Source organism: Pseudorhodoplanes sinuspersici, from assembly GCF_002119765.1.
Taxonomy (GTDB): domain Bacteria; phylum Pseudomonadota; class Alphaproteobacteria; order Rhizobiales; family Xanthobacteraceae; genus Pseudorhodoplanes; species Pseudorhodoplanes sinuspersici.
The window spans coordinates 819,841-833,176 of the sequence record NZ_CP021112.1 but is presented as its reverse complement, the minus strand read 5'-3'; the positions used below and the strand labels follow the sequence as shown (position 1 = coordinate 833,176).

At 62.4% G+C, this 13,336-nt stretch carries 15 protein-coding genes; 6 read left to right on the top strand and 9 right to left on the bottom strand.

Features of this window, described 5'->3' with window-relative positions; translation table 11 throughout:
• Positions 1-118: 118 nt before the first annotated feature.
• Positions 119-1,117, bottom strand: coding sequence for an NAD(P)H-quinone oxidoreductase (locus CAK95_RS04230; protein WP_086086803.1), 999 nt, complete (start codon positions 1,115-1,117; stop codon positions 119-121).
• 121 nt (positions 1,118-1,238) lie between these two features.
• Between CAK95_RS04230 and CAK95_RS04225 the strand changes: the two genes are divergently transcribed.
• On the top strand, positions 1,239-1,433 hold the full coding sequence (locus CAK95_RS04225; RefSeq protein ID WP_086086802.1) for a DUF1192 domain-containing protein: 195 nt from the start codon (positions 1,239-1,241) through the stop codon (positions 1,431-1,433).
• A 552-nt stretch (positions 1,434-1,985) separates the two neighbouring features.
• Positions 1,986-2,501, top strand: coding sequence for a protease adaptor protein RcdA (gene rcdA / locus CAK95_RS04220; protein ID WP_086086801.1), 516 nt, complete (start codon positions 1,986-1,988; stop codon positions 2,499-2,501).
• 114 nt (positions 2,502-2,615) lie between these two features.
• On the opposite strand, the gene rpmE is transcribed toward rcdA, so the two are convergent.
• A complete protein-coding gene (rpmE, locus tag CAK95_RS04215; RefSeq protein WP_086086800.1) occupies positions 2,616-2,849 on the bottom strand; it encodes a 50S ribosomal protein L31 in 234 nt (77 codons plus the stop codon).
• Positions 2,850-3,013: 164 nt separating this feature from the next.
• Between rpmE and CAK95_RS04210 the strand changes: the two genes are divergently transcribed.
• On the top strand, positions 3,014-4,828 hold the full coding sequence (locus tag CAK95_RS04210; protein WP_086086799.1) for an ABC transporter transmembrane domain-containing protein: 1,815 nt from the start codon (positions 3,014-3,016) through the stop codon (positions 4,826-4,828).
• Positions 4,829-4,871: 43 nt separating this feature from the next.
• Here the strand turns inward: CAK95_RS04210 and CAK95_RS04205 are convergent, their stop codons facing one another.
• The 7 genes from CAK95_RS04205 to CAK95_RS04175 form a co-directional block, all read right to left on the bottom strand.
• Positions 4,872-5,330 carry a GNAT family N-acetyltransferase gene (locus CAK95_RS04205; RefSeq protein ID WP_086086798.1) on the bottom strand — a complete coding sequence of 153 codons (459 nt, stop codon included), beginning with the start codon at positions 5,328-5,330 and terminating at the stop codon, positions 4,872-4,874.
• A gap of 34 nt (positions 5,331-5,364) precedes the next feature.
• Complete coding sequence (locus CAK95_RS04200) at positions 5,365-6,387, bottom strand: peptidoglycan -binding protein (protein WP_086086797.1); 1,023 nt, start codon at positions 6,385-6,387, stop codon at positions 5,365-5,367.
• A gap of 6 nt (positions 6,388-6,393) precedes the next feature.
• Complete coding sequence (locus CAK95_RS04195) at positions 6,394-7,377, bottom strand: flagellar motor protein MotA (RefSeq protein WP_086086796.1); 984 nt, start codon at positions 7,375-7,377, stop codon at positions 6,394-6,396.
• 221 nt (positions 7,378-7,598) lie between these two features.
• Positions 7,599-8,399, bottom strand: coding sequence for an inositol monophosphatase family protein (locus CAK95_RS04190; protein ID WP_086086795.1), 801 nt, complete (start codon positions 8,397-8,399; stop codon positions 7,599-7,601).
• A 150-nt stretch (positions 8,400-8,549) separates the two neighbouring features.
• Positions 8,550-9,116 (bottom strand): elongation factor P, encoded by a 567-nt coding sequence (gene efp / locus CAK95_RS04185; protein ID WP_086086794.1) that lies wholly within the window; start codon positions 9,114-9,116, stop codon positions 8,550-8,552.
• Between the two features lie 69 nt (positions 9,117-9,185).
• Positions 9,186-10,157: a tetratricopeptide repeat protein gene (locus CAK95_RS04180; RefSeq protein ID WP_086086793.1), complete on the bottom strand. Its 972-nt coding sequence runs from the start codon at positions 10,155-10,157 to the stop codon at positions 9,186-9,188.
• On the bottom strand, positions 10,154-10,810 hold the full coding sequence (locus CAK95_RS04175) for a thiamine phosphate synthase (RefSeq protein WP_086086792.1): 657 nt from the start codon (positions 10,808-10,810) through the stop codon (positions 10,154-10,156). Before CAK95_RS04175 ends, CAK95_RS04180 begins: the two co-directional genes overlap by 4 nt.
• Positions 10,811-10,820: 10 nt before the next feature.
• On the opposite strand from CAK95_RS04175, the gene CAK95_RS04170 reads away from it, so the two are divergent.
• The 3 genes from CAK95_RS04170 to CAK95_RS04160 all read left to right on the top strand — a co-directional run bounded on the left by CAK95_RS04170 (position 10,821) and on the right by CAK95_RS04160 (position 13,293).
• The gene (locus tag CAK95_RS04170; protein ID WP_086086791.1) at positions 10,821-11,246 is read left to right on the top strand and encodes a hypothetical protein; all 426 of its coding nucleotides are present in this window, start codon (positions 10,821-10,823) and stop codon (positions 11,244-11,246) included.
• Between the two features lie 105 nt (positions 11,247-11,351).
• Positions 11,352-12,791, top strand: a complete 1,440-nt coding sequence (locus CAK95_RS04165; protein ID WP_086086790.1) for a multicopper oxidase family protein — start codon at positions 11,352-11,354, stop codon at positions 12,789-12,791.
• Positions 12,792-12,849: 58 nt separating this feature from the next.
• Positions 12,850-13,293, top strand: coding sequence for a DUF411 domain-containing protein (locus CAK95_RS04160; RefSeq protein WP_198343807.1), 444 nt, complete (start codon positions 12,850-12,852; stop codon positions 13,291-13,293).
• Positions 13,294-13,336 lie beyond the last annotated feature (43 nt).

The window sequence follows — 13,336 nt, the reverse complement described above, 5'->3', positions numbered from 1 at the left end:
GCAAGGCAGTTGAGGATTTTTCTACGGTGTCGAGCTGGACGGCTTCGGGGGCTGATGGCCGAAAGGTTGCGAGCGCAGCATCATGCGATTGCACATGTCGCTGCGCTCGAAATGCGGTTCAGACCGTCAGCACGATCTTGCCGATATGCGCGCTGCTTTCCATGCGGGCATGCGCGTCCGATGCCTTCGCCAGCGGGAAGGTGGAATCGATCACCGGCTTGATCTTGCCGGCCTCCACCAGCGGCCAGACTTTTTCGGCGATGCCCTTGGCGATCTCGGCTTTCTCGGCCACGGTGCGCGGACGCAAGGTCGAGCCGCTATGCGTGAGCCGCTTCGCCATGAGGCGGGCGAAATTCGCCGTCGCCTTCGGATTTGCGGCGAACGACACCTGCGCGATGCGGCCGCCATCGGCCGCGGCATCGTAGTTGCGGTCGATATAATCGCCGCCGACGATATCGAGGATGACATTGGCGCCCTTGCCGCCGGTCGCTTTCTTCGTCTCTTCAACAAAGTCCTGCGTCTTGTAGTTCACCGCAACATCGGCGCCGAGCTTCTTCGCCGCTTCGCATTTGTCATCCGAACCTGCGGTGGTGATGACTTTTCCGCCGAACGCTTTCGCCAGCATGATCGCAGTGGTGCCGATGCCGGATGTGCCGCCATGCACCAGCACCCAGTCCCCGCTCTGCATCTGCGCGCGCATCATCAGATGCTGCCACACGGTAAAGAATGTTTCCGGCATCGCTGCGGCTTCCACCATCGTCAGCGATGGCGGCACTTTCAGCGCGTGGTTTTCATAGGCGAGGCAGTATTCCGCATAGCCGCCGGCAACGACGAGTGCGCAAACCTTGTCGCCTACTTTCCAGCGGGTGACGCCATCGCCGAGCGCGACGACTTCACCGGCGATCTCAAGGCCGGGAATGTCACCCGCGCCCATCGGCGGCGGATAGCTGCCCTGACGCTGGCGCACGTCGGGACGGTTCACGCCGGCCGCGGCAACTTTCACGAGGATTTCCCCCGCGCCGGGTGTCGGAACCGGACGCTGTTCCGGGATCAGCATCTCCGGTCCGCCCGGCTCCTTGATACCGATGACGGTCATGCGCGAGGGAATTGAGGTCATGGTTAATTCCTGAGAAAAAATTGATGTCCCGGGTTTCATAGTCGCCGTATCATCATGTGACAACCATCAGGACCGACGCTAGTTTTGCGCGGCAACTACGACATTCAGCGAGACGACGACGATGGCTGTTTTCGACGATGACGATCGACCGAAAAGAAAAATCCAGCATGAGATCGGTCAGGATTTGTCGCTGATTTCAGTCACCGAGCTGAATGAGCGCATTGCGCTGCTGCGCGAGGAAATCGCGCGCCTGGAAGCTGATATCGCGAAAAAACAATCGTCGCGCGCCAGTGCGGATCAGTTTTTCAAGAAGTGAATAGCGCGTCTTCGAGCGAAGTGGGCCGGTTCGCGTTAAGAAAGCGCGTCAAAAACAAAAGGCTAGTGGCCGCACATTGCTCCGTGCGGTGTTTCTGACGTTCCGATCAACCCTCGCGGCAATCTCTTTATCGGAACGTCAGAAACAAAACCGCACCAGAATCAAAACGTTGTTGGTGTCCTTTTGTCTCCAACGCTTCCCGGACGTCGCAGCAAGGGATACGAAGCGTTGGAGACAGGACACCAACGTTGCGTTGCAATGTTTTACGAAGCATTTTTCATTTAACTCAAACTTAAGCTTTCCCAACTATGACTCTGATTGTCCATCTTCTGTGGACATCGAGTGGCTCCTGTCCACTCTGTTTGACGCCTCCCTGTTATCCACTTCGAGCCGCCGGAAACGGCGGCTCTTTTTTGTCCCAGATCGGAACACATCGCGTGCTCTGCACGGGAGGTCTGGCAACTATGTATTCAAATTAGCTGCTCATTTGCTTTACCCGCTCGCCCTGCGGCGACTATGCTCTGGCTACTAACGGGTGAGGCGTAAAACGTGATGTCGGAATTTACCGCTCAGAACAGCGGCGCGATTTCATTTCGCGAGAAGCTTGCGGGCTCCCAGGCCTTTTCGCAATTGTTCCGCGACGGCATGGCGCTGGTCGAGGAAACGGCCGCTTATCTCGATGGGCCAGGCCGCAGGGAATCCAAGGCCTTGCCGCGCAGCGGGGCGCTGACCTATGCGACCGAAAGCATGCGCCTGACCACGCGGCTGATGCAGCTCGCTTCGTGGCTGTTGCTGCATCGTGCGGTGAAAGAGGGCGAGATGTCGCTCTCGCAGGTCAATCAGGAAAAAACGAAGGTAAAGTTGTCGCCGACATTTTCGGCCGACGAAGAAACATTGGCCTTGCTGCCGGACACGCTGGCGGATCTGATCCGCCGCTCGCTCGTCCTGGCCGACCAGGTGCGGCGGCTGGATGCGACGATCCACGCACCGGCGGACGCGCCGCAGAACACCAATAACCCGGTCGAGCATCAGCTCGGCCTGCTCAAGGCGGCCTTCGAGGGCCGCTGAGGCGATCCATGTGCTATGGCGCAATAAAAATCACCGGGCCGCGTCATCCGCGGTCCGGTGATTTTTATTGGCGATCCTTCGTTGCCGGTCGGACCGGCGATAGCCGACTGGCGATTACTTGCCGTCTTCCTTGATGAAGCCCGCAAACTTCTTCTGGAAGCGCGACAGGCGGCCGCCGCGGTCGAGAAGCTGCTGGGAGCCGCCGGTCCAGGCCGGATGCGACTTCGGGTCGATATCGAGCTGCATCGTGTCGCCATCCTTGCCCCAGGTGGAGCGGGTAACGAACTCGGTGCCGTCGGTCATCTTGACCTTGATGGTGTGGTAGTTCGGGTGAATATCGGACTTCATGACAGGAACCCCGGCGGTTTCGCACCGCGCTGACCGGATTGACGGATTGATGAAATTCGCGGGGTCTATAGCCCAAGTGCCCTAAAGGGGCAAGTTTGACGGATTCCAGCTTGCCGGGGGCCCTTCCGCGCGGCATTCACAGGGCTGGAACGCCGGAGACGATCATGGCCCTTGTGGTGGATAGCGAAAAGCGCGGGGAACTGGGCGCGGCAGCATCGCCGGGCACCGAGCGCGGGCGCGGCTCTTCGCTCAAGCCGCTGCGGCTGCTCTTCCCTTATGTCCTGCGCTACCGCGCGCGGGCATTTTTCGCCCTCGTGGCCCTGATCGTGGCGGCGCTGGCCACCCTGGCGGTCCCTCTCGCCGTCCGCCGGATGATCGATTTCGGCTTCACCGGCGATAAATCGCTGATCGACAAATATTTCGCGGTGATGATCTGCGTCGTGTTCGTGCTCTCGATGGCGAGCGCGCTGCGCTATTATCTCGTCACGACGCTCGGCGAACGCATCGTCTCCGATCTGCGCGAGCAGGTGTTCGGCCATCTCGTGGCGTTGTCGCCGGCCTTTTTCGATCGCGGCCATACCGGCGAGATGATGTCGCGGCTCACCGCCGACACGACGCAGATCAAGGCTGCCGTCGGCGCATCGGTTTCGGTGGCGTTGCGCAATCTCGTGCTGTTTCTCGGTGCCGGCGCGATGATGGTGATCACCAGCCCAAGGCTGTCGATGTTTGTGCTCGCCGCCATTCCGGTGATTGTCCTGCCGTTGGTGGCTTTTGGGCGCGCGGTGCGGAAGCGCTCGCGTCAGGCGCAGGATTCGCTGGCCGAAGCTTCGGCTTATGCAGCGGAGACGATCGGCGCTGTCCGCACGGTGCAGGCTTTCACCAGCGAAAGCGATGCCGCAAAGCGTTTTGGCGGCGCGGTGGAGACGGCCTTTCAGGCGGCGCGGCAATCGACATTGTCGCGCGCGATCCTGACCGCGATCGGCATCTTCCTGGTCTTTGCAAGCGTTGTGATCGTGCTGTGGGTCGGCGCCAAGGACGTGCTGGCCGGCGACATGACGCCGGGCCGTCTCGGCCAGTTCGTGCTGTATGCCGTGTTTGCCGCCGGCGCGCTGGGGGAACTGAGCCAGGTCTGGGGCGAGGTGCAGCAGGCTTCGGGTGCGGCGGAACGACTGTTTGAAATTCTCGGCATCAGGCCCGAGGTCAAGGTGCCGGCGAAACCCGTCGTCTTGCCCACGCCGGCGCGCGGCGAGATCGTGTTCGACAATGTGCGCTTCCATTATCCGACACGGCCGGAAACCTCCGCGCTGGAGGGCGTGTCGTTCCGCGTGGCGCCGGGCGAGAAGGTTGCGATCGTCGGACCATCGGGTTCCGGCAAGAGCACGGTGTTCAACCTGATCCTGCGTTTCTACGATCCGGAAGCCGGGCGCGTGACCTTCGATGGCGTGACGATCGCCGATGCCGATCCGCTCGACCTTCGCCGTCATATCGCGTTGGTGCCGCAGGAGGCGGCGATCTTCGCGGCCTCGATCCGCGACAACATCGCTTTCGGCAGGCCCGATGCGAACGACGCGCAGATCGAACGCGCGGCGGAGATGGCGGCAGCCACCGAATTCATCCGCCGCCTGCCGCAGGGTCTTGCAACCATGATCGGCGAGCGCGGTGTGACGCTGTCGGGCGGACAGCGCCAGCGCATCGCCATCGCGCGCGCGATCCTTCGCGACGCGCCGCTCTTGCTGCTGGACGAGGCGACATCGTCTCTCGATGCCGAAAGCGAAACGCTGGTGCAGGAAGCACTGGAACATTCGATGACGGGACGCACGACATTGGTCATTGCGCATCGTCTGGCGACGGTGCTGTCATGCGACCGCATCATCGTGCTGGATCAGGGCAGGATCGTCGACCAGGGCACGCATGAGCAGCTTGCGGCATCCGGCGGTCTTTATGCGCGGCTGGCGAAGCTGCAGTTCGACATTCACTAGTCATTCCGGGTTCGCGAGCTTTGCTCGCGCCCCGGAATGACCATCACGGCCGCCACGTCATCATATAGACCGGCGCGCCGGACCTGCGGTTGAAGTCCTCGCCGGCGATGATGAAGCCGCCGGCCTGATAGAAGGCCAGAGCGCGCGTGTTGTCTTTGTTAACGTGCAGATAAAGTCCGTCCTGGCCGATCTGTTTGGCGGCGCCAAGCAGCGCTTTGCCTACGCCCATCCGCTGCGCCTCCGGCGCCACCACGATCTGATCGAGATAGCCGGTGCGCGGCGACACCGCGACAAAGCCGGCGAGGCGCGAAGCATCGGGACATTCGGCAACAACGACTTTTGAATCGAGCAGCAGGTTGCTCCAGTGCTCGCGAAACCAGTCAAGGCGTTTTGAAAAATCGATCTGCGGATAAGCCAGTTGCCAGGCGCGCTGCCAGAGCGCGAGCGCAGCGTCAAATTCGGTCGTCTGATAAGGCCGCAGCTTGATCATCGCTTGCGACATGGATCGTCTCAATCCTGCCCGTGGCAGGTGGATGTTACCGCTCGGTCAGTTTCAGCTCAATCCTGCGGTTGCGGCGGAAGGCCTCGTCGGTCTTCTCGGTGTCGAGCGGCTGAAATTCGCCAAAGCCGGCGGCGACCAGATGCTGCGGAGAGATGCCGCGCGAGATCATGTACTGCACGACGGCGATGGCGCGCGCCGCGGATAATTCCCAGTTCGACGGGAATTGCACATTGGAGATCGGCCGGATGTCGGTATGGCCGTCGACACGCATGACCCAGGCGATATCGCTTGGGATTTGCTTTTCCAGTTCGAGCAATGCGTTGGCGATCTTGTCGACTTCAGCGCGGCCTTCCGGCTTCAGCACCGCCTGACCAGGATCGAAGAAGACTTCGGACTGAAACACGAAACGGTCGCCGACGATGCGCACATCCGGCCGGTCACCGAGGATCTGCCGCAGGCGGCCGAAGAAGTCCGAGCGATAGCGCTGCAATTCCTGCACCCGCTGCGCCAGCGCGACATTGAGCCGATTGCCGAGATCGGCGATGCGAGTCTGCGAGTCGCGCTCGCGCTTCTCCGACACTTCCAGCGCGGCTTCGAGTGCGCCGAGTTGGCGGCGCAAGGCGGCGATCTGCTGGTTCAATAATTCGACCTGTGCGAGCGCACGCGCCACGCTCTGCTTTTCAAGGTCGAGTTGTGAGGCGAGTTCGCTGGCCTTGCCTTGCGCGGCCGCGGCCTGACCGGCGCCTTCGGCGAGGCCGCGCAGGCGATCGCGCTCGGCCTCGGTCGCGGCGAGGTTGGAGCGGACATTGGCCAGCAATTCCTCGAGGTTGGAGCGGCCGGTCTTTTCCAGCGACAGCAAGTCGGTCAGCTGGGCGATCTGCGCATTCAGGCGCTGCAAAGCGGTGTCTTTGCCGCTGATCTCCTGCGACAAATAGAATTGCACGATCGAAAAAAGCGACAGCAGGAAGATGATGCCGAGCAGCAGCGTCGACAACGCATCGACGAAGCCGGGCCAGTAATCGACGCCGCGTTCGCGACGATTGCGCGCAAGTGCCATGGGACTTTAGGTTTTCTCCCGCGCCAGGATTTCAAGCACCTTGCGGATTTCCTGATTCTGCTCAGCCTGTGAATCGGCCCAGTCGCGGATCATCTGCTGTTCCGAGCGCATGTGATGCACGAGGCCCTGGATCGCTTCGGCGAGATTGGCCATGGCGGCGGTGGCGGCCTTGCTGCCGCCGGTTTCCGCCACGGTTTCGCGCAGACGCTCGATCGCGGCCCGCATATCGCCCGACATGGGCGCCGATGTGGTCACCGTCACCGGGTCGCTGCCGATGTCATGCACGGTGGTCGACAGCCAGTCTTCGAGGTCGGTGTAGAAGCGGTTCTGCGCCTGGCTCATCTGCAGATCGAGGAAGCCGAGCACCAGCGAACCCGCCAGACCGAACAGGGATGACGAGAACGCGATGCCCATGCCGCCGAGCGGTGCGGCAAGGCCTTCGCGCAGTGTCTCGAATACCGAGCCGGCGTCACCGTTCGGTTTGAGCGTCTCTACCACCTTGCCGACTGAACCTACGGTCTCGATCAGGCCCCAGAAGGTGCCGAGCAGGCCGAGGAAAATCAGAAGGCCGGTCATGTAGCGCGACAAATCGCGCGCCTCGTCGAGGCGGGTGGCGATCGAGTCGAGCAGGCCGCGCATCATCGGCGTCGAAATCGCCATGCGGCCGAGCCGGTCGCCCAGGATGGCCGCCATCGGTGCCAAGAGGACAGGGGGGCGGTCGACGGCGATGCCAGGATCGGCGAGCCGGAAATTGTTGACCCAGGCGACTTCGGGGAACAGCCGGATCACCTGCCGGAAAGCCAGCAGGATACCGATCACCAGAACGCCGAGAATCAGGCCGTTCAATCCCGGATTGGACATGAAGGCCGCAATGATCTGCCGATGCAGAATGAGGCCGATCAAACCTCCCAGCACCAGAAACACCAGCATCCGGACGAGAAAGATGCGGGGGGAGGAGAGCTTGTGGGGGTCGAATTTCTTACGAGCCATTGTCTGAAGGCCAGCCTTTCAATGACAAAGCGTAACATCAATATGGCACAGACACGGCGAAATAGAACCCGAGAGGGTCCCACAGCCTGTTGGAAACGGTTTAAAGTCCTGCCCGACATTTGAGCGGGCAGGTTTTGCGCCCGGATGTGAGAGAGCCGCACAAAACCGGCCGCTACGGCCCTACTGCCGCATTATGACAACGAAATTGCGGCCGACCTGTCTCAGCCGGCTGCGCCGGCGGTCTTCAGGATTTTCAGCAGGTCTTTCTGCAGGGTCTCATTGCCAGCGACGATGTGTCCCTTGGTCAGCATCGCGTCATTGCCGTCGCAATCGCTGACATAACCGCCGGCCTCGCGCACCAGCAGGATGCCCGCTGCCATATCCCAGGACGAGAGGTTGCGTTCCCAGTACAGATCGAAACGGCCCGCCGCGATAAAGGCGAGATCGAGCGCCGCCGAGCCGAAGCGGCGAAGACCGGCAACCTGTTCCTGTACAGCGACGAATTCGGTGCGGAATTCCGCAAGCCCGCCGCGTCCGCGATGCGGCAATCCGCAAGCGACCACGGCATCCTGCATCGAGCGGCGTCCGGCGACGCGGATGCGCTTGTCGTTGAGGAAGGCGCCTTTGCCGCGCTCGGCGATATACATCTCGTCGGTGATCGGATTGTAGACGAGACCGGCGATCATCGTGCCTTCGCGCTCAAGGCCGATCGAAATCGCAAATTGCGGAATGCCGTGCAGGAAGTTGGTCGTGCCGTCGAGCGGGTCGACATACCAGGTGTGGGTCTTGTCCGGGCCTTCGATCTTGCCGCCTTCTTCGCCGATGAAGGAATAGCCCGGCCGTGCGGCCATCAATTCATCACGCAGCACCTGCTCGGCCTTGCGGTCGGCGGCGGTGACGAAATTTGCCGGGCCCTTGACCGAAACCTGCAGCTTCTCGACTTCGCCGAAATCGCGAATGAGCCCGCGCGCGGCCTTGCGCGCGGCTTTCATCATCACGTTGAGGAGGGCGGAGTGGAGCATGGACTGATCTCTTTACCCTCCCCTGGAGGGGGAGGGGCGGCGAGTAAAACGAGCCGGGGTGGGGTGATCAAAAGTCACCCCCTCCCGACCATTCATCGCTAGAGCGATAAATGGTCACCTCCCCCCTCCAGGGGGAGGTGAAAGAAAGACCTACTCCGCCCGGCGGACGTAAGTCACTTCGTTGGTATCGACGATGATCTTTTCGCCGGCGGTGATGAAAGGCGGCACCATGACCCGCAGGCCGTTCTCGAGTTTGGCCGGCTTGTAGGAAGACGACGCCGTCTGCCCCTTCACGACCGGATCGGCCTCAACGATTTCCAGGGTCACATAATCCGGCAGCTTGATGCCGATCGGGCGTTCGTCGTGCATTTCCAGCGTCACGGTCATGCCGTCCTGGAGGAACGCCGAACGCTCGCCGACGAAATCCTCCGGCAATTCGATCTGCTCGTAGCTGTCGTTGTCCATGAAGACGAGGCTGTCGCCCTGCTTGTACAGGAACTGAAAGTCCTTCTGTTCCAGCCGGGCGCGCTCGACGCGCTCGTCGGAGCCGAAGCGGTTATTGAGCTTGCGGCCGTCGATCAGGTTCTTCAGTTCGACCTGATTATAGGCCGGTCCCTTGCCGGGTTTCACGGCCATGGTCTTCACCGCAGCCCAGAGCGTGTCCTGGTACTCGATGACCATGCCCGGACGAATTTCGTTGCCATTGATCTTGGCCATGAGGCGTTTCCACGGTTTTCGGGAGGGACTTGTTTCGGCCGTTGGTGTGCCCCGGCGGCTCCGCCGCCGTCAAGAGCGTGAATTGGCGATGATGAACAGCCAGGGCTGGGCTTCCTTTTCCGCCGCGGCCCGGGTGTCGGGGCTCTGCTTGGCCATGAACTCGTCGAGCCAGGGATCGCTGGCGCCCGCGGCCTTCGAGACGATGTGCCATTTCACCGCTTCCTTCGGGTCGGCCGGGAGGCCGCGGCCGGTGGCGAGAACGCGGGCCAGCCGGTTTTGCGCGATCGGAGCGCCCCGCTGCGCCGCCTTGCGCAGGATCTGCGCCGCCCCGGCCTCGTCTTTCTCAATGCCGGTGCCGTTATAGAGGGCGATGGCGTATTCGACCTGAGCGTCGAGGTGGTCGGCGAGCGCCGCGGCGCCGAGCAGCCGGGTCGCCTCTTTCTCGTCCTTGGGGACGCCGCGGCCCGCCTTGTACATCGTGGCGAGCGCGTATTGCGCCTCGCGGTTGCCGGCCTGGGCTGCGATCCGGAACAGCTCGGCGGCGCGGCCGAAATCCTGCGGAAACTGCATCCCCTCGAGATAGAGGAGGCCCAGATTGTAGGCTGCGGCCGGCTGACCGAGCTTCGCCGCGCTGGCAAACAGCTTTGCGGCGGCGTCGCGATCCTTCGGTCCGCCGCGCCCTGCGAGCCGCATCATCGCCAGCGACAGCATTGCTTCGCGGTCGCCACGGTCGGCCGCGAGCTTGTACCATTCGACCGCCTTGGCATCGTCCTGGACGACGCCGAGGCCGCCGGAATAGAGAACGCCGAGCAGGGTCATGGCCTTCGGGTCGCCGTTCGCTTCGACCCGCTTGGTCGCTTCGGCAAAGGCGGTGAGGTAATGGCCGCGCTGGAAGGCGCCGAAGGCAAGGTCGGCCGACGGATCGACAGGAGATGTCTCCGGTGCCGGAGCGGGTGCCGGGGATTTTTTCGGGGCGGCCAGGGCGGCATGACCGGAGGCCAGCATCAATAACGCGAGCGATATGCGGACGACTTTGCTCATGTCACCGCCGCTTTCGATGTCAGGCGGCTGGCAGCATCGGCGACCGCAATCGCGATGCCGCGCGGATCGGCGAAGATGAAATCGCCGAGGGCGACGAAATCGGCGCCGGCTTCAGCCAGCGGTGCAATATCGTCGAACGAACCGGCATAGGCAACGCAGGGTGCTTCGAACACTTCCGCCCACCACGACACCCGCTCGGCGATGGCCTGCAAAACCGGGCGCTCGTCGGCGCCATTGGGTTCGCCGAACATCACATAATCGGCGCCGCCCTCGGCCGCGATCATGGCGTCGTGCCGGGTGCTGAGGCCGCCCGCACCGGCAATGCGGTCGGGCTTCAAGGCATTCACCACTTCTTCGAATTCTGTGATGCTGCGAAGATGCGCGCCATCGGCGCCGCCGCGCGCAACGATGGCAGGATGTCCCTCGAGAATGAGCGCGGCGCCCGCCCGTTGCACGGTCGGCGCCAGCGCCTTGACGCGATTGATCAGGGAGCGGTCGTCTTCGTCCGGCAGGCGCAACAGCACGGCCGCGATATCGGCGCTGTCGAGCGCCGCCAGCAGATCGAGCTTCAGCGATGCGATATCGGCCGCCACCGGCGTCACGAGATAGAGACGCGGCTGCGGGCGTTGAGGATCTGGTTGCCCGGGTGTCATTGCTGTTCCGATGCGTCTCCAATTCGGCAAAAAGGGGGCGCCGCTGATCCGTCGCGTGTCGCTGGTGGTTTGGTGCGGCCGTTGTTATTGTCCAGCTATGGCCGCAACGCAATTGCGCACATTCGTCGCGATGACGCTGGTCCTGCTGCTCGCAGTCGGAGGTGTGGGGAATTGCGTCCGCGGTCTGGAAACGGCAGCGGTCGCGGCTGAAACCAGTATGCCGATGTCCGACGGCTGCGACGGTTGTCGCGATGACGCTGCAGCGCCGCATCTGTGTCCGACCTTCTGCTTCAGTGCAACGATTTTGCCGCAAATCGCAAATGCGGCCTATATCGCCCTCGTGTCGCAAATCTTGCCGGAGGCGAGACCGCTTCGGTTGGCGGACGCGCATGGACCGCCGGATCTGCATCCTCCGAAATTCACCGGATTGGGTTAGGCGCGCCTCGCCGGCGCTCAAACGGGCCTGCGATCCGGTGCGCTTGTCGTTCGTTGCGCAGTCTTTGCGCCGCGCAAGCATGAATCGTCGTGAAAGTAGACCGAAATGGCTCCAAACGAATCACGCGGTGTTGATCGCCGCAGTTTTCTCGCCGGAACCGCCTGTGCGGCGATGGCCCCGCTGTGGCCGATGTCCGCTCTGTCGTCATCCGACGCGAGCGTCCGTGAATTCTCCTTGAGCGCAGGCCAGGCACAGGTGCCGCTGGTCGGCGCCCCGCATCCGGACACGCCGGTGTGGTGCTATAACGGCAGTGTGCCCGGCCCTGCCATTCGCGTGTCGCAGGGCGAGCGTGTTCGCATTCATGTCGAGAACGGATTGCGGGAGGACACAACTGTCCATTGGCACGGCGTGCGGCTGCCGAACGCGATGGATGGGGTTCCGCATCTCACCCAAAAACCGATCGCGCCGGGTGAACGCTTCACCTATGAATTCGTCTGCCCGGATGCCGGGACGTTTTGGTATCACCCGCATCAGCGCAGCTTCGAACAGGTCGGCCGCGGACTCTACGGCGCGCTGATCGTTGCAGAGTCATCGCCGCCCGCCGTCGATCGTGACGTGACCTGGATTCTCAGCGACTGGCGGCTGTTGAAGAATGCCGCGATCAGTGACGATTTCGGCAACATGCACGACGTGAGTCACAACGGCCGCGTTGGCAACACGGTGACGGTCAATGGCCGCATTCGCGAGACATTTGCTGTGCGCGCCGGCGAGCGCATTCGCCTGCGGCTGGTCAACGCAGCGAATGCGCGGATGTTCGCACTTGAATTTGCCGGGCATCAGCCATGGATCATTGCAATGGACGGCCAGCCGGTCGAACCGCATGTCCCAGAAGGCAATCGCATGGTGCTTGGTCCGGCGATGCGGGCCGATCTTGTCATCGACATGCGCGGAAAGCCGGGCCAGCGGTTCACGGTCACCGACGCGTTTTATCGCGGCATGGCATATCGCCTGCTCGATCTCGTCTACAGCGATGAAGTGCCGGTGCGCACCTTCGCGGATGAGCCGCCAGTGCGGCTTGCCGCCAATCCCTTGGCCGAACCGGACCTGAAATCGGCGGAGCGGCACGAGATTGTTTTCAGCGGCGGGATGATGGGCGGCATGATGTCCGCCATGATGGACGGCAAGCAGACCGACATCCGAACGCTCATGCATAACGGTCTCGTCTGGGCCGTGAACGGTATTGCCGCGAAAGGCCACATGCTCAAGCCTCTGCTCACGCTCGATCGCGACCGCTCCTATGTGCTGGAGCTCGTCAACGACACGGCCTGGCACCACCCGATGCATCTGCACGGCCATGCTTTCCGCGTCATCTCACGCAACGGAACGCCGACGCAGCATCGCGAATGGCTGGACACCGTGCTGCTCGATCCGCGTGAGCGCGCCGAAATCGCCTTCGTCGCCGACAATCCCGGCGACTGGATGTTTCACTGCCACATCCTCGAGCATCAGACCGGGGGAATGATGGCTGTGGTCCGTGTGGTGTGAGGCGGTGCTGTCAGCGCAGCTCGCGATCCAGAGAAAAGAGTTATCCATGGAGATGCGGATGATCCGAATTTTCCTGACCACGCTCGGTCTGGCGGGCATGTTGCTTGCTACGCCCGCCGGTGCTGCCGACAAGCCCGGCGTCACGCTCTACAAGAATCCGCAATGCGGCTGCTGCGAGGGCCACGCGAACTACCTGCAGCAGCACGGGTTCAAGGTCACGGTCGTGCCGACGCACGACATGTCCCTGATCAGGAGGCAACACGGGATCGCGGAGCGCTTCGAGGGCTGCCATATCGCGCTGGTCGACCGGTACGTGGTCGAAGGTCACGTTTCGGCGCCGGCGATCGACAAGCTGTTGAAGGAGCAGCCCGACATCAAGGGCATCTCGCTGCCCGGCATGCCGGATGGTTCACCGGGCATGAGCGGTCAGAAGACGGAGCCGTTCGTCACCTACGAAATCGGCGACAATCCATCCGCGGACAAGGTGTTCGTTGTCGAATAAAGAAGGGTGGCACGGCTTGCGCCGATACCACCCTTCTGAATTG

What these genes read in the sequence shown, in the direction of transcription:
- CAK95_RS04205 (WP_086086798.1), bottom strand. Translation starts at nt 5,330, where the DNA reads ATGTCGCAAGCGATGATCAAGCTGCGGCCTTATCAGACGACCGAATTT.
- CAK95_RS04175 (WP_086086792.1), bottom strand. Translation starts at nt 10,810, where the DNA reads ATGACACCCGGGCAACCAGATCCTCAACGCCCGCAGCCGCGTCTCTAT.
- CAK95_RS04225 (WP_086086802.1), top strand. Translation starts at nt 1,239, where the DNA reads ATGGCTGTTTTCGACGATGACGATCGACCGAAAAGAAAAATCCAGCAT.
- efp (WP_086086794.1), bottom strand. Translation starts at nt 9,116, where the DNA reads ATGGCCAAGATCAATGGCAACGAAATTCGTCCGGGCATGGTCATCGAG.
- CAK95_RS04230 (WP_086086803.1), bottom strand. Translation starts at nt 1,117, where the DNA reads ATGACCTCAATTCCCTCGCGCATGACCGTCATCGGTATCAAGGAGCCG.
- CAK95_RS04200 (WP_086086797.1), bottom strand. Translation starts at nt 6,387, where the DNA reads ATGGCACTTGCGCGCAATCGTCGCGAACGCGGCGTCGATTACTGGCCC.
- CAK95_RS04170 (WP_086086791.1), top strand. Translation starts at nt 10,821, where the DNA reads ATGCGTCTCCAATTCGGCAAAAAGGGGGCGCCGCTGATCCGTCGCGTG.
- CAK95_RS04190 (WP_086086795.1), bottom strand. Translation starts at nt 8,399, where the DNA reads ATGCTCCACTCCGCCCTCCTCAACGTGATGATGAAAGCCGCGCGCAAG.
- CAK95_RS04195 (WP_086086796.1), bottom strand. Translation starts at nt 7,377, where the DNA reads ATGGCTCGTAAGAAATTCGACCCCCACAAGCTCTCCTCCCCCCGCATC.
- CAK95_RS04180 (WP_086086793.1), bottom strand. Translation starts at nt 10,157, where the DNA reads ATGAGCAAAGTCGTCCGCATATCGCTCGCGTTATTGATGCTGGCCTCC.
- CAK95_RS04165 (WP_086086790.1), top strand. Translation starts at nt 11,352, where the DNA reads ATGGCTCCAAACGAATCACGCGGTGTTGATCGCCGCAGTTTTCTCGCC.
- CAK95_RS04210 (WP_086086799.1), top strand. Translation starts at nt 3,014, where the DNA reads ATGGCCCTTGTGGTGGATAGCGAAAAGCGCGGGGAACTGGGCGCGGCA.
- rcdA (WP_086086801.1), top strand. Translation starts at nt 1,986, where the DNA reads ATGTCGGAATTTACCGCTCAGAACAGCGGCGCGATTTCATTTCGCGAG.
- CAK95_RS04160 (WP_198343807.1), top strand. Translation starts at nt 12,850, where the DNA reads ATGATCCGAATTTTCCTGACCACGCTCGGTCTGGCGGGCATGTTGCTT.
- rpmE (WP_086086800.1), bottom strand. Translation starts at nt 2,849, where the DNA reads ATGAAGTCCGATATTCACCCGAACTACCACACCATCAAGGTCAAGATG.